Source organism: Ekhidna sp., assembly GCF_963691765.1.
Taxonomy (GTDB): domain Bacteria; phylum Bacteroidota; class Bacteroidia; order Cytophagales; family Cyclobacteriaceae; genus Ekhidna.
In genome coordinates this window covers 4,060,930-4,079,362 of sequence record NZ_OY829375.1, presented here as the reverse complement: position 1 = coordinate 4,079,362, position 18,433 = coordinate 4,060,930, and the positions used below count along the sequence as shown (strand labels likewise).

Annotated in this window: 19 protein-coding genes; 15 read left to right on the top strand and 4 right to left on the bottom strand. The window is 37.3% G+C overall.

Features of this window, described 5'->3' with window-relative positions:
- Positions 1-4: 4 nt before the first annotated feature.
- Both ACY650_RS18260 and ACY650_RS18255 read right to left on the bottom strand, forming a co-directional pair.
- A complete protein-coding gene (locus tag ACY650_RS18260) occupies positions 5-1,657 on the bottom strand; it encodes a tetratricopeptide repeat protein (protein WP_462249749.1) in 1,653 nt (550 codons plus the stop codon).
- Between the two features lie 74 nt (positions 1,658-1,731).
- The gene (locus ACY650_RS18255; RefSeq protein WP_462249747.1) at positions 1,732-2,337 is read right to left on the bottom strand and encodes a beta/alpha barrel domain-containing protein; all 606 of its coding nucleotides are present in this window, start codon (positions 2,335-2,337) and stop codon (positions 1,732-1,734) included.
- Positions 2,338-2,423: 86 nt separating this feature from the next.
- Here ACY650_RS18255 and ACY650_RS18250 point away from each other — a divergent pair, with 86 nt between their 5' ends.
- The 12 genes from ACY650_RS18250 (at position 2,424) to ACY650_RS18195 (ending at position 14,172) form a co-directional block, all read left to right on the top strand.
- Complete coding sequence (locus ACY650_RS18250) at positions 2,424-2,741, top strand: thioredoxin family protein (RefSeq protein ID WP_462249745.1); 318 nt, start codon at positions 2,424-2,426, stop codon at positions 2,739-2,741.
- Positions 2,741-2,983 carry a DUF6952 family protein gene (locus tag ACY650_RS18245; protein ID WP_462249743.1) on the top strand — a complete coding sequence of 81 codons (243 nt, stop codon included), beginning with the start codon at positions 2,741-2,743 and terminating at the stop codon, positions 2,981-2,983. Before ACY650_RS18250 ends, ACY650_RS18245 begins: the two co-directional genes overlap by 1 nt.
- A 143-nt stretch (positions 2,984-3,126) precedes the next feature.
- Complete coding sequence (arsM, locus tag ACY650_RS18240; protein ID WP_462249741.1) at positions 3,127-4,098, top strand: arsenosugar biosynthesis arsenite methyltransferase ArsM; 972 nt, start codon at positions 3,127-3,129, stop codon at positions 4,096-4,098.
- Between the two features lie 10 nt (positions 4,099-4,108).
- Positions 4,109-4,447, top strand: a complete 339-nt coding sequence (locus tag ACY650_RS18235; RefSeq protein ID WP_462249739.1) for an arsenosugar biosynthesis-associated peroxidase-like protein — start codon at positions 4,109-4,111, stop codon at positions 4,445-4,447.
- Positions 4,448-4,449: 2 nt separating this feature from the next.
- Complete coding sequence (gene arsS, locus ACY650_RS18230; protein ID WP_462249737.1) at positions 4,450-5,487, top strand: arsenosugar biosynthesis radical SAM (seleno)protein ArsS; 1,038 nt, start codon at positions 4,450-4,452, stop codon at positions 5,485-5,487.
- A gap of 71 nt (positions 5,488-5,558) precedes the next feature.
- A complete protein-coding gene (mnmA, locus tag ACY650_RS18225) occupies positions 5,559-6,674 on the top strand; it encodes a tRNA 2-thiouridine(34) synthase MnmA (RefSeq protein ID WP_462249735.1) in 1,116 nt (371 codons plus the stop codon).
- Positions 6,671-7,393, top strand: coding sequence for a hypothetical protein (locus ACY650_RS18220; protein WP_462249733.1), 723 nt, complete (start codon positions 6,671-6,673; stop codon positions 7,391-7,393). The genes mnmA and ACY650_RS18220 overlap by 4 nt, the downstream gene beginning before the upstream one ends.
- The gene (locus ACY650_RS18215) at positions 7,383-9,044 is read left to right on the top strand and encodes a S8 family peptidase (RefSeq protein WP_462249731.1); all 1,662 of its coding nucleotides are present in this window, start codon (positions 7,383-7,385) and stop codon (positions 9,042-9,044) included. Before ACY650_RS18220 ends, ACY650_RS18215 begins: the two co-directional genes overlap by 11 nt.
- Complete coding sequence (rpe, locus tag ACY650_RS18210; protein ID WP_462249729.1) at positions 9,044-9,697, top strand: ribulose-phosphate 3-epimerase; 654 nt, start codon at positions 9,044-9,046, stop codon at positions 9,695-9,697. The genes ACY650_RS18215 and rpe overlap by 1 nt, the downstream gene beginning before the upstream one ends.
- Positions 9,690-12,074 carry a TonB-dependent receptor gene (locus tag ACY650_RS18205; RefSeq protein WP_462249727.1) on the top strand — a complete coding sequence of 795 codons (2,385 nt, stop codon included), beginning with the start codon at positions 9,690-9,692 and terminating at the stop codon, positions 12,072-12,074. Before rpe ends, ACY650_RS18205 begins: the two co-directional genes overlap by 8 nt.
- 43 nt (positions 12,075-12,117) lie before the next feature.
- Positions 12,118-12,702, top strand: a complete 585-nt coding sequence (locus tag ACY650_RS18200) for a penicillin-binding protein activator LpoB (protein ID WP_462249725.1) — start codon at positions 12,118-12,120, stop codon at positions 12,700-12,702.
- Positions 12,703-12,777: 75 nt separating this feature from the next.
- Entirely contained in the window at positions 12,778-14,172 is a 1,395-nt protein-coding gene (locus ACY650_RS18195) for a COG3014 family protein (RefSeq protein ID WP_462249723.1), read from the top strand.
- 2 nt (positions 14,173-14,174) lie between these two features.
- On the opposite strand, the gene ACY650_RS18190 is transcribed toward ACY650_RS18195, so the two are convergent.
- Positions 14,175-14,468: a thiamine-binding protein gene (locus ACY650_RS18190; RefSeq protein ID WP_462249721.1), complete on the bottom strand. Its 294-nt coding sequence runs from the start codon at positions 14,466-14,468 to the stop codon at positions 14,175-14,177.
- Positions 14,469-14,470: 2 nt separating this feature from the next.
- On the bottom strand, positions 14,471-15,478 hold the full coding sequence (locus ACY650_RS18185) for a DKNYY domain-containing protein (protein ID WP_462249719.1): 1,008 nt from the start codon (positions 15,476-15,478) through the stop codon (positions 14,471-14,473).
- Between the two features lie 145 nt (positions 15,479-15,623).
- Between ACY650_RS18185 and ACY650_RS18180 the strand changes: the two genes are divergently transcribed.
- Genes ACY650_RS18180 through ACY650_RS18170 form a run of 3 tightly spaced genes read left to right on the top strand, consistent with a single transcriptional unit; the run spans position 15,624 to position 18,341 of the window.
- Positions 15,624-16,235, top strand: coding sequence for a hypothetical protein (locus ACY650_RS18180; protein WP_462249717.1), 612 nt, complete (start codon positions 15,624-15,626; stop codon positions 16,233-16,235).
- Between the two features lie 34 nt (positions 16,236-16,269).
- Positions 16,270-17,223, top strand: coding sequence for an FKBP-type peptidyl-prolyl cis-trans isomerase (locus tag ACY650_RS18175; RefSeq protein ID WP_462249715.1), 954 nt, complete (start codon positions 16,270-16,272; stop codon positions 17,221-17,223).
- Positions 17,224-17,243: 20 nt separating this feature from the next.
- The gene (locus ACY650_RS18170; RefSeq protein WP_462249713.1) at positions 17,244-18,341 is read left to right on the top strand and encodes a hypothetical protein; all 1,098 of its coding nucleotides are present in this window, start codon (positions 17,244-17,246) and stop codon (positions 18,339-18,341) included.
- The last annotated feature ends 92 nt before the right edge of the window (positions 18,342-18,433 follow it).

The window sequence follows — 18,433 nt, the reverse complement described above, 5'->3', positions numbered from 1 at the left end:
TTCATTAACTAGACACATGATTCTTTTCAAATTGAAATAAGAAGTCAATCAGATTATCTTCTGTTTTTAGTTTTAACTTCTTACGCAACCTATACCTTGCTGTCTTTACACTATCTGGTGCTATTCCAAGCATCTTGGCAGATTCTTTCAAATTCATATTTAATCGAAGTAATGCGCATAATTTCAATTCAGCATTGCTTATATCAGGATACGCTTGCTTCAACTCAGTAAAAAAGTCATCATGCATCTGATTAAATGTCACCTCGAATGTTTTCCATTCCTCGTCGGATCTAAATGTGCTATCCACAATTCTATTGAACCTTGTTAGTTCCTTATTGGTGCTAATATCTGATGTCTTCTTCATCTCGTTTATCTGCATTTTCAACTCTTCCATGAGTTGATTTTTTTGAAGAAAACTAATTGTATAAGAAGTTATTTCTTTGTTTTTAGAATTTATCTCATCCTTTAATTTTTGAACTTCAAGCAATGAAATCAGCTTATCCTTCTTTTTCTTCTGAAGTACATATCCGATAATTAGGACAGTAATTACCAGTACAGAAACTATACTAATTATTAAGATATTTCTAACACCACGGTCAATAGCACTTTGCTGAGCTAATTCTGCTAGTTGTTTCTCCTTTTGCACAGTTTCATATTTAATGTTAAGATTTTCAATTTCGTTAGATACCTCCTTATTTCTTCTTTCCTTGTCTAATTCCGTCTCCTTAGCATAAAGATCGATTGCTTTCTGAAAATCACCTTTTCCTTTATATATATCAGCCAAATAACCATATGATATCTGCTGGATCACTTTAGAGTCAGTTTCAATACCTAACCTAAGAGACTTTTCTAAGTAGCCTAAAGCTTCATCTGTTCGTCCCAACCTATAGAGAATAGCACCTAAGTTTGCATTTATCCTTCCAAAAGTCACATCCCTATCGCCTTCATTAATAAATTGAAGAGCTTGCACCAGATAAGCATATGCTGAAGTAGCTTCTTCTTTACTTGTTATTAATACTTCTTCTGAATCAAAATATAGATTTGCGATGTTGTTTAGTACGCTTGCTGTACCAATTGAATCATTTAATTTTTGACGAATTTCTAACGAATATTTGTAAAAAAGGAGTGCTGAATCCTTACCATGTAGTTGTTTTTGCACTACTCCCAAATTAGCATAAGTCTTTCCGAGATTGATGCTGTCATTCATTAACTTCATGAATGTTATTGCCTTCAAAAAATAAGGTTTTGCTCTATCAGGCTGCTCTAAATCCTTTAAAAGATTACCAATATTGACATTAATGTAGGCCTGTCCACGTTCGGATCCTATAATTTCATAGTACTTCAGCGCCTCGATATAATATTCAATGGATTTCTCATAAATGTCCAATTCCCAATAAGAAATACCGATAACATGATTGGCTCGTGCTCTACCTAAATCAGAATTTAGGTCATTTGCACTATTCAAAGCGATTGCAGCAAGTGATTGCATTACGAACGGATCGTTTCCGGAAAATGAAAATGCAGAATCTAAGAGCCAAAGAATTGTTTCTTCGTTCTTTGGCATACTTTTGAATTTTTCTTCAATCTTCTCAACCTGTGCGGCTCCAGATAATGCTACTAGGCAAACAGCAAAATACACTACTCTTCTTATTATCATTTGATAAAAGATTATTTAAATAATTAATAAAAGAGGTGGATTTTAAAAGCAAAATTAAGGTAAAATGATTGATTTTAATCTTCTTCTAAAGACTCTAAAACATCCATTATTTGTCCATAATCCTTGAAACCGGGACGCTCTTCTTCAGTCGCCTCCAATTCAATTCCTGGGAATTTACCCAAATTCTCATTTGTTAATACGGAATAACCTTTCAAGAGTTTAAGGTTGCCATTGTAATATCCTATTTGAGCATCAAGTTGGTTATAAATTTCAGGATTATCTGACTTGATGATTACCATTTTAGCGAGCTCATCTAAATAGCTCAGTGTAGACTTTAGTTCATTCAGCTTTGCTTCAGAATCAATTGTCAGCCGAACAATTAAGGGCTTGTTAAGTAGTCCAATTTTTTCTACGATATCAAGGTTTGAAATTTCAATATAATCTACCCTGTAGTTTTTTATTATATCTCTTATTTGATCAACATCTGCATTGTGAAATTCTCCAGCAAATGATACCCCAGCGACCCATTCTGTAATTTCAGAGAAGTCAGATTCACTAATGAATGAATCTGAAGTAGGATCAATATTAAATCCCATAACATCAACCATCATACCTGCACAATAACGTGCATCGGATAGGTTTGAAATATTGCTGATCTTGACAAATGTTTTTAAACCCATTGGATATTTAATTTTTTCTTCGGCAAAGAAAGTTCACATGCTGAAACAATATGAAATTATTTGTTGTTTTGCAGCAAAAAAAATCAATGGCTGTACAATTAATGACAGATGAGAATTTTAACTCAGCAATAAAAGAAAATAAGAAAGTGGTTGTAAAATATTTTGCTGATTGGTGCGGGAGCTGTCGTTTGTTTTCCCCAAAATTCAGAAGATTGTCAGAAGATGCAAGGTTTTCTGAAGTTGTATTTCTTGATGTTAATGCTGAAAATAATCCTGAGGCTAGAAAATTGGCTGGTGTAACAAACCTTCCATATTTCGCAGTGTTTGATGGTGGCGAGTTAGTTAATGGAATTCCAACTAGCAAGGAAGAAACTGTGGTAGACATGATAAACAGTTTGCAATAATGAAAATACCAGTAATAAAGGCTTTAGTTGAATCATACACTAAAGAAGAGCTTTCCAAAGCTGAAGAGGCTATTATTGAAGAGCAAAATCCTACCATTGAAATTGGTGGTGACGATGAAGGTGAGCAACTCACTCATGTGTATGCTGCAATTCAAATACTAAATGCTATGGAAGATGATAATGTAGATTTCAAAACCGCATTACGAGAATACACTGGTCGGGTTAGGAATTCCATCTTATAAAGGATTCTAGCCGACATACGTTTTCATAATTCTTTAAATTTCATATGATGAGGAACTCAATAGGGTACTTTTGGGTCTAAGTCTAAGAAGATGTCAGTTTGGCATCTCGTTTATCTCAACTAAAAACAACATTCGCGCAATTGATGGAAACTTATTTAGATACAACCAAAGACATTTATAAACGTGCTGCAGAAACCCCAGATGTTGGGCTATGCTGCACGACAACTCCAATTTGGGCATTTCCCGGTTTGGATATTCCAAAGATTATGCAGGAAATGAATTATGGATGTGGTAGCACAGTACATCCTCGAGATTTGATCAACAACCCGAAAATACTATATGTAGGAGTAGGTGGAGGTATGGAATTGCTTCAATTCTCTTATTTCAGCAGGCAAGAAGCTGGTGTTGTGGGTGTAGATGTTGTAGATGAGATGTTAGAAGCTTGTGAGAATAATTTCAAAGAAGCAGAAAAGGCCAATGATTGGTTTCAATCTGATTTTGTAAGTCTAAGGAAGGGTGATGCACTCAACTTGCCTGTAGAAGATAACAGCATAGATGTAGCAGCACAAAATTGCCTTTTTAATATTTTCCATGAGGAAGATTTAAAAAAGGCATTAGAAGAAATGTGTCGAGTACTTAAGCCACATGGACGATTGGTATTGTCGGATCCGGTTAGTGAAGACATAATGCCAGAAAATCTTAAGAATGACCCAGAGCTTAGAGGCTTATGCTTAAGTGGTGCACTTCCTTTAAAAGACTACATTAAAATGATAACTGATGTAGGATTTGGAACAATTGAAGTGAGAGCAAAACGTCCGTATCGAATTCTAGATTCAAAACACTATGATACTGATTACCCAATCCATATTGAAAGTGTTGAAGTATGTGCCATAAAAGATCCAATGCCTGAAGATGGACCATGTGTGTTTACAGGAAAGACAGCAATATATACGGGTAAAGAGGAGTACTTTGATGACCATGCTGGGCATGTATTAATGTACAATCAACCGCTATCTGTATGTGATAAAACTGCCGGAAATTTAGATGCGCTGAAAAATGAAGATATTTATGTGAGTGAGAGCACCAATTTCTACGATGGAGGCGGATGCTGTTAATTGAGAAAATATGAAAGACAAGAACTATTACAATTCTGACGATCTAAAAAAGTTTGGCGAAATAACAGAGTGGCAAAAAGAGCTTGGAGATAAGTTCTTTGATTATTATGGCACTGTATTCAATGAAGGAGCACTTACCGCAAGAGAAAAATCATTGATAGCACTGGCCGTTTCTCATGCAGTACATTGTCCATATTGTATTGAAGCGTACTCCTCAGATTGCCTTAAGAAAGGAGTCGACGAAGAACAAATGATGGAAGCAGTGCATGTTGCAGCTGCTATAAAGAGTGGTGCCGTATTGGTGCATGGTGTGCAGATGATGAACAATGTCAATGACAAACTAATGTGAGTATGCTCAAATCATTACAACGTCAAAAACATCCTTTAGCAAGCCCAGCGGGACAAATAGAAGTATTAGATAATTACGAGGGAATCAATATACCTTCATTTGAAAGTAAGTTAAACGAGCTTGGTCATTCCCCTTTAAGACCTACTGGAATAGACATTTTTCAGATCAATGTTGGCAAAATGTGTAATCAAGTTTGCACGCACTGCCACGTTGATGCAGGCCCAGATCGAAAAGAAATAATGACACGCGAGACAATGGAGCAATGCCTCCATGCACTTGAGGGAACAGATATTTCTACTATTGACTTAACGGGAGGTGCTCCAGAAATGAATCCGAATTTCAGATGGTTTGTTGAGGAGTTAAGCAAACTGGGAAAAAAGATAATTGTCAGATGTAATCTCACAATAATTCTGGCAAATCCTAAATACAATGACCTTCCAGAATTTTTCAAAGAACATAATGTCAACGTAGTTTCAAGTCTACCATATTTTACCGCCAAGCGAACAGATGCTCAAAGAGGAGATGGGGTTTTTGAAAAGTCAATCAAAGCACTTCAGATGCTCAATGATGTTGGATATGGCAAAGATGGTTCGGAACTCAAATTAGACCTTGTATATAATCCTGCAGGAGCATTTCTACCAGGAGACCAATTAGCGCTAGAAAATCAATTCAAACGAAAGCTCTTGGAATACGATATTGTATTCAACGACCTTTTTGCAATTACCAATCTTCCAATAAGTAGATTTCTTGAGTACTTAGTAAAAACCGAGAAATATGAGGATTACATGGAAGAACTAGTCAATGCATTTAATCCTATGGCTGCAGAAGGAGTAATGTGCAGGAATACGATTAGTATCGGCTGGGATGGATATATGTATGATTGTGACTTTAATCAAATGTTAGAATTAAAGGTTAATGGACCTCAGCATATCTCCGAATTCACAGAATCAGAATTGTCTCAAAGAGAGATCATCCTAAATCAGCATTGCTATGGATGTACTGCTGGAGCTGGAAGTAGTTGTGGTGGAACTACCGTTTAATTGCTAGTAACACACTAACTTTGCAAAATATGTATAAACCGTGGCTGTGAACCCGGCGAAATACTAAGTAAATGAGCAAAAAAGGAAGAATTTTAGTCGCTATGAGTGGCGGCATCGATAGCTCACTCGCTGCAGTGATGCTACACGAAGAAGGCTACGAGGTGATAGGAATGACTATGAAGACATGGGATTATCAGACCTCAGGAGGTAGTAGTAAAGAAACAGGCTGTTGTAGCCTAGATTCAATCAACGACGCAAGAAATATTGCGGTAAATCTTGGTTTCCCACATTTTATTATCGACATCAGAGAGGAGTTTGGCGATGCCGTAATCGACTACTTTACTGATGAATACATGGCTGGCAGAACACCAAATCCTTGTGTGATGTGCAACACACACATCAAATGGGATGCGCTTTTACGTAGAGCAGACAAGCTGGATTGCGAATTTATCGCTACAGGTCACTATGCTAAAATCAGAGAGGAAAACGAACGATTTATCGTATCACGTGGAGCAGATGGCTATAAAGACCAATCATATGCTTTGTGGGGTATCTCTCAGGAAAGCTTAAGTAGAACGAAATATCCATTGGGACATCTTAAGAAGTCTGAGATTTATGACATGGCAAGAGAGCGTGAATTTTATGAACTAGTTACAAAATCAGAGTCATATGAAATTTGCTTTGTTCCAGACAATGATTATCGCGGCTTTCTCAAAAGGAGAGTAGATGGCATTGAAGAACAAGTGGCAGGTGGTGAGTTTGTACTTGAATCGGGAGAAGTGGTTGGTAAACATGAAGGCTATCCATTTTATACTGTTGGACAAAGAAAAGGACTTGGAATTGCTTTAGGTTATCCAGTTTATGTGACTGAAATTCAAAAAGATACAAATAGAGTTGTGCTTGGAACTTTTGATGAACTAAGTAGAGATGGAATGTATGTTAAGCAGCTAAACATGCAGAAATATGCGTCTATTGAGGGGCATAGAAAAGATACAATTACCAAGGTACGTTACAATGACACAGGCAATCCTGCCGTTATTGAACAAGTAGGTGATACGATGAAAGTATTTTTTGGCAATGGAGTAAGCGCAATAGCCCCTGGTCAAGCTGCAGTTTTTTATGAAGATGACGATGTAATTGGAGGGGGTTGGATAACTTCAAGTTTTCATCAGAATAGAGAAAATTGAATTTAGGTTTATTAAAGGTTTTATTAGATAAGCTCCCGCTCAGATTAATCATTCTGAGCTTAGGAGTCCTTTCATTTTCTTGCAACGAAAGCAAAGAGGTTGGTCCAGACACGCTAGGATATAACTACTATCCTCTCAATTTAGGAGAGTATAGAGTATATGAAGTCGAAGAAATCAATTATTTGATAACTGGCTTTGATACCGCTGTTTATCAGCTAAGAGAGACAATTTTTGACACCATCCAATCAGACAATAGAATTACCTATCTATTAAGAAGAGATATTCGAATGGATGATCTAAGTGACTGGGAAAGTGATTCAGTTTGGACAGTAGCGCGAACAGAAACCTTCCTTTCGATCACTGAAAACAATATTCCATTTATCAAACTAACATTTCCTGTGCTCTCAGGAAGACAGTGGAACGGCAATAGCCTCAATACGAATTCAGAGTTGACATATTACTATCAACAAATTGCTTCTTCTTTGGTTGATTCAATTAGTATTGATGATCATATCCGCGTTATAATTGAAGATGTAGAAGAGAATGTAACTGGAGTAGACCTCAGAAGTGAGGTTTACGTGGCTGGAATTGGACTTGTGGAGAAAGATTATTTGACTCAACGAAGATGTACATCAAGTGATTGTGGCGCTGATCTTGGAGAAGTAATAGGAGGGCGTTCATTAAAACAGACACTAATAGAAATAGGAAATGAAGAATAGCTTAATCATCGGTTTTTTGATTTTGGTATCAAGTAATGTGCTTGCTCAAGCACCTGCCGATGAGATAAGTCAAGTTAATCGATACTTTATCTACTTCTCAGATAAAACAGGTAGCGGATACCCTTACAGTATTAACAATCCGACCGAATTTCTAACACAAAGAGCAATAGATCGCAGAGCCAAACAAAACATTGCGATCGGTGAAACAGATTTACCCGTACATCCCAACTATGTTGATGGTTTGAAAGATGAAGGTATAGATGTGTTTTTTACATCCAGGTGGTTAAATGGAGCTTTGGTTAATGCTGATACGACATTAATAGATCAAATAAATGCATTATCCTATGTAGATAGTATAGCCTGGATTGCTGATACCACAAGACTGAGTTTTGACAAGTCAGATTTAGAAACACCTACAGAATTTGCTGAACCGCCACAAGTTGTTGGCAATTCTGATATTCAATTGATGATGCTAGGAGCTGATCAAATGCATGCTGATGGTGTCAAAGGTGAAGGATTGAGGATTGCAGTGTTAGATAATGGCTTTACCGGTGTAAATGAGTATTCACCATTTCAGCACCTATGGGAAGATCAAAGAATCATTGCAACTAGAGACTTTGTAGAAAATTCTGACAATGTTTATCAGTTTGGCAGTCATGGAACTTCAGTATTTTCCATTATCGGATCAAACTATCAATCTGAGCAAGGAGATCTAATAGGAATAGCTCCAGATGCAGAATTCATATTGTGTATTACAGAAGATAATCAAGCTGAAAATAGAGTAGAGGAATACAATTGGCTGTTGGGCGCAGAATATGCTGACAGTTTGGGAGCAGATATTATTAATGGATCTCTAGGATATCGATTATTTGATATTCCAAGCCATAACTATGACTTTGAAGACATGGATGGGGAAACCACCATTGTTTCTAGGGCAGCTCAGATGGCAGCAGATAAAGGAATTATTGTCACAGTAAGTGCCGGCAACGAAGGCAACAAGAGTTGGAAAAGGATAACACCTCCAGCTGATGCAAAAGGAATATTGACTGTTGGAAGTGTGGGATCAGATTTCAGCTATTCTGCATTTAGTTCAATTGGAAACACAGCGGATGGAAGGATAAAACCAGATGTTGCGGCCTTTGGATCTGCAACTGCAGTTATGTACGGTAACGGAGTAATTGCAAGAGGAAGTGGGACCAGTTTTGCCGCACCATTGATCGCAGGTTTTGCAGCATGCATATGGCAATTAAATCCAGAAAGATCAGTCAATGAGGTAATAACTTCAATAAAGACATCAGGCCATAATACTGCCAGCCCAGATTCATTGGTGGGACATGGAGTTCCAAATTACCAATATGCAAAAGATGTAAGAGCACTTAGTGTGAGTGATATTTTAGAGGACAAAGTGCTTTTCTATCCCAACCCATTTGTAGGCGATACCCTTTTTATAACAACAGAAGGCAAGTTTAAAGATGGAATGAGTATCAAGATCATGGATCCAAAAGGCAGCATGATCTACCAAAAAGAATTTAAAAAGAGAGAGATAAAAGAAAACATGGAATTGATTATTGATAGTAGTCAACAAGGAGTTTATTTCTTATTCTTGCAAACAGGAAGTAATCAAAAAGTTGTCAAACTCATCAATTTCTAATGTCTAAGAAACTAATAGCACCATCATTTCTAGCCGCAGATTTCGGTAATGTTCAAAAAGAAGTGGAAATGCTCAACGAAAGTGAAGCAGATTACATCCACATTGATATTATGGATGGTGTGTTTGTGCCAAATATTTCATTTGGTTTTCCGGTGTGTCAAGCCATTTATGAGCATGCTAAAAAACCCATGGACTATCATTTAATGATTGAACACGCTGACCCATACCTTGAAGACTGTATGAAAGCTGGTGCTGAAATCATAACGGTACATCAAGAAGCATGCAGGCATCTGCATCGCACTGTAACAGAAATTAAAAGACTAGGGGCAAAAGCCGGCGTAGTAATCAATCCACACACTCCTGTTAGCTCATTAGAAGAGATTTTACCATTTGTTGATCTGGTACTTCTTATGTCAGTTAATCCTGGTTTTGGAGGTCAAAAGTTTATTGAAACTACATTTTCTAAAGTAAAGAAACTCAAGAAAATGGTGGACCAAATCAATCCTGAAATCATCATTGAAATAGATGGTGGTGTAAACGACCAAAATGCTGGCGAACTTTTTAATGCAGGAGCAGATATGTTAGTGGCAGGAAGTTTCGTTTTTAAATCTGATGATCCAGCCCAAACAATTGCCAACCTTAAAAATGTATGATCTATTGAGATTATTCTTATTCTCAATACTGCTCATCATAAACTTCATCGTAAGTGCTCAGCTCGATATAATTGAAGGTAGAATAGTCGATGAAAAAGGTGAACCTATACCAGCCGCCAACATTCTTATAAAGTCAGACAGAACCAAGGGAACTGTTTCAGATGCGAATGGCTATTTCAGAATAGAACTTGTAACTGGTTCTTATGACCTGATATTTTCACATGTTCAGTATGGTTCTCATGAGCTATCAGATATTCCAACTGGAGTTAGTGATTTTATAGTAACGCTAAAACCAGAAGCAACAAGACTTGATGATGTCCAGGTAGAAGGCCAACGAGAGAGAGATCAAATTGATCCTGCAACTAGATTAGATCCAAAATCTGCTAAAAACCTACCTTCTGCTTTTGGAGATTTCAATAAGGTTTTACTTACTCTTCCCGGAGTAGCAGGAAATAATGAACTGTCTTCCGCCTACAATGTGAGAGGTGGGAATTTTGACGAAAACTTAGTGTATGTAAATGATATTCCTGTTTACAGACCTTTCTTAGCGAATGCTGGAAGGCAAGAAGGATTGAGTTTCGTTAATCCGAATCTGGTTGGAGACATAAACTTCTACGCTGGAGGATGGGAAGCAAAATATGGTGATAAATTATCATCATCATTAAACATTGATTACAAGGAACCAGAATCGCTGGAGGGACAAATTAATTTGGGTCTGCTAGGTGGCACAGCATACATCGGAAATAGAATTAACGATGACATCCAATACCTTTTTGGCGCAAGACACAGAGACTCACGATACCTACTCGGCACATTAGAAACAGATGGTCAGTATCTCCCTTCTTACACAGACGCGCAAGCATTTTTTACATTTGACCTAACTGGAAAAAATAGTCAGCAGATTAACCGTACTAAATTGAATTGGCTTTTAGCATACGGTAGAAATCGATACTTGACGTTGCCTGAGTCTCAGACAACAGAATTTGGATCCGTATCACAAAACTTAAGAATACAGACAGCTTTTGAAGGACGTGAAGAATTAGATTATGATACCTACCAAAGTGGTTTTAACCTTTCGCATAGATGGTCCAATCGATTCTTAAGTCGTTGGATATTCTCTGGAGTATATACTTCGGAACGTGAAAATTATAATGTTGAAGGTGCTTACAGAATCTGCGATGTAGACAACAATCCCGGGTCAAATAGTTTTAACGAATGCGTTGTGGTAAGGGGAGTGGGCACAAATTTTAGTTATGGTCGGAATAGACTTGAAGCACAAATTTATAACCTGGAGTGGCGCAATGAATATTTGCTGTCAGACTGGTCAATTCTTGAGGCCGGGGTCGGATACAATAGAAATATCATTGATGATGAGATCAATGAATATGCTTTCCTAGATTCAGCAGGATTTATTAATATCAATGAGAACGAAACCATTTTTAATGAGCTAGCTCTAAATACCACCTCCATAACCGGATATCTACAAAGTACCATCTTTAGCAAGGATTCCATGCATGCAGTAAATGTTGGTGGAAGGTTTAATTACCTTGACTACAATGGTGAGTTACTTTTTAGTCCGAGAGTTATATACCGTTTCAAACCCAACTGGCAAAGGGAAACTTCCTTTAGACTTTCCATTGGAAAATATAGCCAACCTCCATTTTATCGAGAACTACGAGACCTTTCCGGTGAAATTCAAGAAGATGTTGAAGCTCAACAATCCATTCATATCATAGGAGCTATGGAGCGGGTCTTCAACTGGTGGAATAGGCCATTCCTTTTTTCTACAGAGGTATATTATAAATCAATGAACAATATCATTGCCTATGATATTGACAATGTACGATTGAGGTATTTTGCTAATAATGATGCTGAAGCATTTGCCTATGGATTTGATTTTAGAATCAATGGAGAATTCATTCCAGGAACACAGTCATGGTTTAGTCTGGGAATTTTAAAGACTAAAGAAGACATCACTGAAGATGACAAAGGCTTCATTAGAAGACCGACGGATCAAAATATTAACCTTGCATTCTACTTTGAAGATCATCTGCCAGGTGATCCTAGCATGCGCGTATATGTCAACACGGTCTTTGGCTCTGGCTATCCTTTAGGACCTCCGAATGAAATAAATGCAAGAAATATTTTTTCAGGTGACGAATACTATAGAGTAGATATTGGAGCTTCAAAATCATTTGAATTAAAAAATCATAAGTATCTGAAAACCTTATGGTTAAGAGCAGAAGTACTTAATGTACTTGGAGCAGACAACACCCTTTCATACTCATGGATTCAAGATGTAACTGGATCACAACTTGCTATACCTAATTCATTATCGGCAAGGTTTTTGAATTTCAGAATATCAGCAGACTTTTAGGTGAAGGATCACCTATCTTTGTACCATTATATAGCTAATAAAAATGAAAAGAATCACTCAATTATCCATGTTAGCACTAGCCGTTTTGGTGTTAGCATCTTGTAATAGACAGGTTACCCGTATCAATCCAGATCAGCAGGTAGACCTAAGCGGTCGTTGGAATGATACAGATTCCAAATTAGTAGCAGAAGAAATGATTCAGGATGTTACTGGAAGACCATGGCACAATAATTTCAAAATCGAAAATGATCGTAAGCCGGTTGTTATTGTAGGGTATGTTCAAAACAAAAGTTCTGAACACATAGAAGCAGAAACATTTATCAAAGACATAGAAAGAGAATTTATTAATTCTGGATTTGTAAGAGTAGTTTCTAATTCTGAATTCCGCGAAAAGTTAAGACAAGAACGAGCAGAGCAAGGTGAATTTGCTTCGCCGGAGACTCAAGCACAATGGGGTAAAGAGCTAGGCGCTGACTTCATGATGTTTGGGGTAATTACTGCCGTTACTGATTCTTATAAAAAAGAGAAAGTAGTAAACTATAAAGTAAATCTTGAGCTAACCAGTATTGAAACCAATGAAAAGGTATGGTTAGGTGACAAAGAAATCAAGAAGTACATTAAGAACTAGTACTTAAATTACCACGGGTCAAAACGACTCGTGGTTCTTATACTCAACTCTTTTACGTTAAATCACCACATCTAAATGGTTTCAACAAAGACCATATGTTCGATAGCAATATTGCTAGTCCTTACGAGCTGTGCTTCATTTTACCAACTCAATTATGAGTTTAATAAAAACTTTGAGCAAGGTAATATTGAAAAGGCCGCTGATATTTTAGATCAAAATAAGAAAGCAGCAAAAAGTAAGACTAGGTTCCTATATTATGCCAATCAAGGAGTTGTAGAGCACTTACTTGGCAACTATCAAGAAAGCAACAATTGGCTCGAACAAGCATATCTATTTGGGGAAGATTACCATAAAAACTACCTCAACTTTGCAGCCTCATACTTTCTCAATCCCAATTTGATTGTGTATCCAGGTGAGGATCATGAACATCTAATGCTACTTTATTACAAATCGCTCAATTTCCTTAAAATGGGCGATCATGAATCAGCGTTAGTTGAATGCAGAAGATTGAATCAAAGACTATTTGAATTAGGAGATAAGTATTTATCTGAGAGCAAGTATCAAAAAGACGCTTTCGTTCATAATTTGATGGGCATCATTTATGACTCCTCAGGAGACTATAACAATGCATTCATTGCCTATCGTAATTCATTAGAAATTTATCAGAATGAATTCGCTCAAATGTTTGGACTATCTGCGCCAGATCAACTAAAAAAAGATTTATTAAGAACGGCTTCACTAGCGGGATTTCCAGAAGAACTAGATAAGTTCAGCGAAGAGTTTGGCATGCAGTACGTGAAGCAAGATCCGTCTGAAGGTGGAGAGTTATTATTCTTTTGGCACAATGGACTCTCTCCAGTAAAGGATGAATGGTCAATTAACTTCGTTGCTGTGAAAGGGGATGGGGGCCAAGTATTTTTCCAAAATGAAGAGTTTGGATTGAACTTCCCATTTTTTTACGATACCGAAGAGGACGGCAATGCTAGTATCACAGACCTAACAGGTACTCGAGTAGCGTTTCCAAAATATGTGGAGCGAGAGCCTTATTTCACGTCTGCTAGCCTCGAAATCAACAATTATTACTATCCACTGGAGAAAGCAGAGGACATAAATGCCATTGCTTTTAAAACCCTCAGAGAGAGGATGTTAGAAGAATTAGGGAAGGGGTTGTTACGGGTAGCACTCAAGAAAATTGTAGAGAAACAAGTACGTAAGGAAGATGAAACACTTGGCTTTTTGGTTGGTCTAGTAAACTTCGCCTCTGAACAGGCAGACACAAGAAATTGGCAAACCATCCCTCATAGCATCCATTACAGTCGTGTACCGCTTGAGCAGGGAGAGAATAGTGTAGTACTTCATACTGAAACTCCGCGATCTGCGGAAAGTGTGCAAACATTCAAGTTCATGGGTGAAAAAGGAAAAACACAATTCAAGACCTACCAGTCTCTGGAAAGCAATGTGGCGTTTTAATCCTAACGATCCAGTCGCTTTTCTTCCATTGTTACATCATCATCAATTCTGATGTGCATCTTGATATTTACAAGAAATTCCTTGCATCCGGCATTAGCCAATGCTTCTTGAGCTCTTTTGGCAATTTTATTTACTTCCTCATATGGTCCCTGTATTACAGTTTCCATAGGAGTTACCATGTATTTCAGACCTGATTGTTCAATCACTTTAATGGCCTCGTCAATTACGGCATACGTATCCTTAGAATGATCGAGTGGCACAACCTGAATTCCCAGGTGAATATCTTTTTCTGTCATAATTAATTTATCGTTATCTCTGACTTTACACTAGAAGTTCTTCTTTCCAATTCATCATAGGGATAAAGTCTATGCTTGTCCTTATACTGGAAGTTATCTTCATCCCACCTGAAAGTAGTTGGATCTGCACCGTCTATTGGTATGCGGCCGTAAAAAACGTGATTATTGTCCTTAATTAAATCTCTACTGATTACTTCTATTTTATTCACGTTAACATCATCAACCAATAAACCTCTATAATAAACTAATTCATCTACAAGCAGGTAGTTCTCTTCTGCTACTTCAATGGTCCCAGAATTTGAATAAGGAATCCTAATCAGGATTTCGCTTTTTTCTCCATCAATGTAGTCTTGGAAATAGTACACCATTCCAGTATCCATGGCGTAGTAGCGATCGATTTTTTTAAATCCTTTTAAACCTGATCCGATTGATTCAAACCTATCTTGATAGTACAGATAGACACTATCCTGATCCTTACAAAAGGTGTCATTGATAACCTCAAAAGATTCATAAGAAACTTGAATCATTTTATGATTATAGAAGTAATTGCTACTATCCTTTGACCATAAATGATCAATTTTTTTGAAGGTTTCAGGATCAGCACCTTCAATTACACTCATGACCAGCTGCCACTCACCATCTATTACATCATCACCAAATGCATAGACATTATCCTTGTCCATTCCAATGTGCCACATCCAATCAGAATAGCTTGCATCAAAGCTTTTGAGATCTATTTGTTCACTTGGTATCGGATGCCATTTATAATAGGCTTGATTTTTATCTCTTCCTAAATGGGCATTTAATACTTCAAATGTTTCCGCATCAGCATTCATTGGAGTTTTACCCAATTCAAACCAATTACCCATTGAGCTATAGATAATGTCGGTCTCTGATTTGTCATAGTAGAAATTATCAGAGACATCTATATCAACTGGCTTCCCAAGAGGACTGCAGGCATGTAAGAACCATGAGAGGGGAGCAAGTACTAATCTGAAAAACTTTCTCATAAAGTAAATTTACAATTGTATTTGGCTCAAATCTTGTGCCCTAGAATGGTTAATACCACAATTCAACGAATATTTACCTAAAGTACTATTCCCTATTTAGTTAAAAGGCTTTATTTTGAGGCTAGTAATTTAACCACACCCTAATATGTTCACCGAGTACGAAATAGAGTCGATGATAGAGTATCCTGAAGTAAAAGAAGCAACTAAGGCTTTAAAAAAGGATTTCTTAAAAACTGAGGCTCCATATTTAGAAATCAACGATGAAGATTTTTTCTCATTAGTTATCATGGCACCTACCATCGGTATTGCCATGGCTGATGGTAAAATCACATTATTTGAGGAAATGGCCTTAAATAAGAAAGCAAGAAAACTTTCGAAGGGTGGATACTTCATGAAGAAAGACCCAGTGGTGTATGCTATGAAGTTCCTAATCAAGAATTACTACAATTGGTCTGATAAATTCATGGATGTACTGAAGCTTACTATTAAGGTGACTTGTGGGTTGGATAGCTTAGACCTTGGCAGGCCACCCAAAGAAGGGGAAATCGATTACAATGAGTATCGAAGGGCAGTACTTCATTCGCCCTATTTATTGATACGTTTCATCGCTAGCTTTTTCTTAGAAAACGATGAAGATATCATCAACCAAAATCACAAGATAGGCAAGGAAGAGTTCCAGAGACTTTTATTGATTGGAGAGAAGCTTGAATTGGATAAGATTCCTGTATATCAAATGTTTTGTAAGACCTTCCAATAATCTATTTCAATCTAATGCGTTGTTGGTGGTAGTGATGAGATATATAACTCTATTGATTCTTTGTATAGTCATAAGTTCATGTGGCGGTGACGATTCTGTGACTACTTCTTCATCTGATACACTTATACAAGCTTGGTTAGACTCAACGAGTACAACAGCTACTAGAGATGACGACACAGGCATTTATTACTATTCAGATAGCCTAAATCCATCAGGGATGCAAGCATCCTCTGGAACAGTAGCTGCCATCTATTATACGTTGGAAGATCTTAATGGAAATGCGATCGCACAACATCAAAGAAATAATGGTGATTCACTGATTTTCAAAGTTGGCGCATCAGCCGTTTTCCCGATAGGAGTAGATTTTGGTATTCCATTAATGAGAGTCGGGGAGATTTACAATTTCATTTTACCTCCAAATCAAGCATATCAATCGCTAACATCTGGTGCCATCAACTCAGACTTAATTGCACGTCTTCAAATTCAACTTGTTGGCGTTCATAGCGAAGCAGACTTAATAGCACAAGAATTAGTTGATATTGACGATTACATAAACACCAACAACCTCAATGATACAGTAGTAAATCCGCTAAATACGGTGTTACAATTTCCCGCCTCTGGAATCTCATTTAAAAGGCTTAGGGCCGGGGCTGGAGCACTTCCTTTGAATGGTGATACCATCATTGTTGATTATACAGCAAGATTTATCAATGAAACTGTATTTGATAGAGGAACAAATTTTCAATGGATTTATGGATCCAATAATCCAAGAGAACTATTGACCGGATTTGAATTTGGTGTATCACGAATGCAAACAGGTGAGGACGCTTTGGTTATGATACCGTCTTCCCAAGCTTACAGAGAAAGTGCCTTGGTTATTCCTAATTTCATTGCAGATGATCTGGTAGATGATGGAATTATCCCTGATTATGTGCTAAGTGTACCTCCTTATCGAACTTTACTATTTGAAATTTCACGTGTAGATTAATCGATTAATTTTGAGTCATATTGCTCGCTGCTGCTAAACGATATAGTCTTTATTTCTTATTCACACTCGTATCAATACAAGTGTTGTCTCAGGATCAGAATGTCTATCAGAAGTATGATATATATCGAAACCCAGTTAAAGTATTCTTAAACAAGTTTAGCATTACCGCTACAACAGGGATTGCAGTAACAAGTTACTCCCACCAATTACAAGGAGTTTACTTTTATCAGGACGCTGCAAATCAGTTTATCTTTTCGAATAATATAGAAAACCTAGGCAGTTCGTTTTCCGGCTATACAGATTGGTTAAATGACCCTCAATTAGGTTTTGAGACCTCTGTTGAAAATCCTTTTGATATTCCATTTGATTACCTCGCAAATCCCGTATTTAATCCGAGCCTCGGAAACCAAGTATTCTTGGTGGATACTGATACTGCTGATGTAGGCTTTAAAGGCGCATCTAGAGGCATACCAATAAACTTATCATTACACTATAACTATCAAAAGTTTAGAGTAGGCATCGGCTATTCGTATGAAATTCATTTTTTAAGAGAGCTAAAGCCCACCTCATTCACAAGCACTATTAGAAACTACCAACCGAACGTAAAGAAAACGAGGTATTCAAGGCTCTATGCAATGGCAGGTTACAAGTTTCATACATTCTGGAGTTACGACTTTGTTGCTGAGCTTCAAGTTGGGCGCATCACTGCTGGTAAACAATTCAATAGAGGCGCTATATCAAGAGGAGTTTATGCCAATTTAGGAATAAGCATTGAGAACAATTGGTCAGAGTATTTCAGGGTAATCGTACGCCCAAGCGTAGATTTCAAGTCATATACCATCAATATTCCAGATGGTTCGACGGTTAGACATAGGTATCCTACGTTTTTCATTCAAGCAGGAATCAGTATCAACATTCCAGATATCCCAAGATCACCTATGAAGAGTGATCATGTACAGTTGAAACATGTATATACCGACCCGGCAACGGGAAGAAGAATGGAGGTGAGAGGCCAGCCGATTTGGAAACGACAGAATCCAAAAATCGGAGAAAATCATCGTACATTGAAGAGCTTAAATCGCAAAAAAAGCAAAAAGCGCAAGCGTAAGAAAAAGTAATCCCTAAACGGTATTTATAAATCGAATTCTGTTGGCTTAAACCCGATGATTTCACCTATTATTTTGCTAAATTGCGGGTTGATTTTTAGCTA

Bases quoted from the DNA above. Each gene is read 5' to 3' on its own strand.
- ACY650_RS18260 (WP_462249749.1), bottom strand. From the start codon at position 1,657: ATGATAATAAGAAGAGTAGTGTATTTTGCTGTTTGCCTAGTAGCATTA.
- ACY650_RS18255 (WP_462249747.1), bottom strand. From the start codon at position 2,337: ATGGGTTTAAAAACATTTGTCAAGATCAGCAATATTTCAAACCTATCC.
- ACY650_RS18250 (WP_462249745.1), top strand. From the start codon at position 2,424: ATGGCTGTACAATTAATGACAGATGAGAATTTTAACTCAGCAATAAAA.
- ACY650_RS18245 (WP_462249743.1), top strand. From the start codon at position 2,741: ATGAAAATACCAGTAATAAAGGCTTTAGTTGAATCATACACTAAAGAA.
- arsM (WP_462249741.1), top strand. From the start codon at position 3,127: ATGGAAACTTATTTAGATACAACCAAAGACATTTATAAACGTGCTGCA.
- ACY650_RS18235 (WP_462249739.1), top strand. From the start codon at position 4,109: ATGAAAGACAAGAACTATTACAATTCTGACGATCTAAAAAAGTTTGGC.
- arsS (WP_462249737.1), top strand. From the start codon at position 4,450: ATGCTCAAATCATTACAACGTCAAAAACATCCTTTAGCAAGCCCAGCG.
- mnmA (WP_462249735.1), top strand. From the start codon at position 5,559: ATGAGCAAAAAAGGAAGAATTTTAGTCGCTATGAGTGGCGGCATCGAT.
- ACY650_RS18215 (WP_462249731.1), top strand. From the start codon at position 7,383: ATGAAGAATAGCTTAATCATCGGTTTTTTGATTTTGGTATCAAGTAAT.
- rpe (WP_462249729.1), top strand. From the start codon at position 9,044: ATGTCTAAGAAACTAATAGCACCATCATTTCTAGCCGCAGATTTCGGT.
- ACY650_RS18205 (WP_462249727.1), top strand. From the start codon at position 9,690: ATGTATGATCTATTGAGATTATTCTTATTCTCAATACTGCTCATCATA.
- ACY650_RS18200 (WP_462249725.1), top strand. From the start codon at position 12,118: ATGAAAAGAATCACTCAATTATCCATGTTAGCACTAGCCGTTTTGGTG.
- ACY650_RS18195 (WP_462249723.1), top strand. From the start codon at position 12,778: ATGGTTTCAACAAAGACCATATGTTCGATAGCAATATTGCTAGTCCTT.
- ACY650_RS18190 (WP_462249721.1), bottom strand. From the start codon at position 14,468: ATGACAGAAAAAGATATTCACCTGGGAATTCAGGTTGTGCCACTCGAT.
- ACY650_RS18185 (WP_462249719.1), bottom strand. From the start codon at position 15,478: ATGAGAAAGTTTTTCAGATTAGTACTTGCTCCCCTCTCATGGTTCTTA.
- ACY650_RS18180 (WP_462249717.1), top strand. From the start codon at position 15,624: ATGTTCACCGAGTACGAAATAGAGTCGATGATAGAGTATCCTGAAGTA.
- ACY650_RS18175 (WP_462249715.1), top strand. From the start codon at position 16,270: ATGAGATATATAACTCTATTGATTCTTTGTATAGTCATAAGTTCATGT.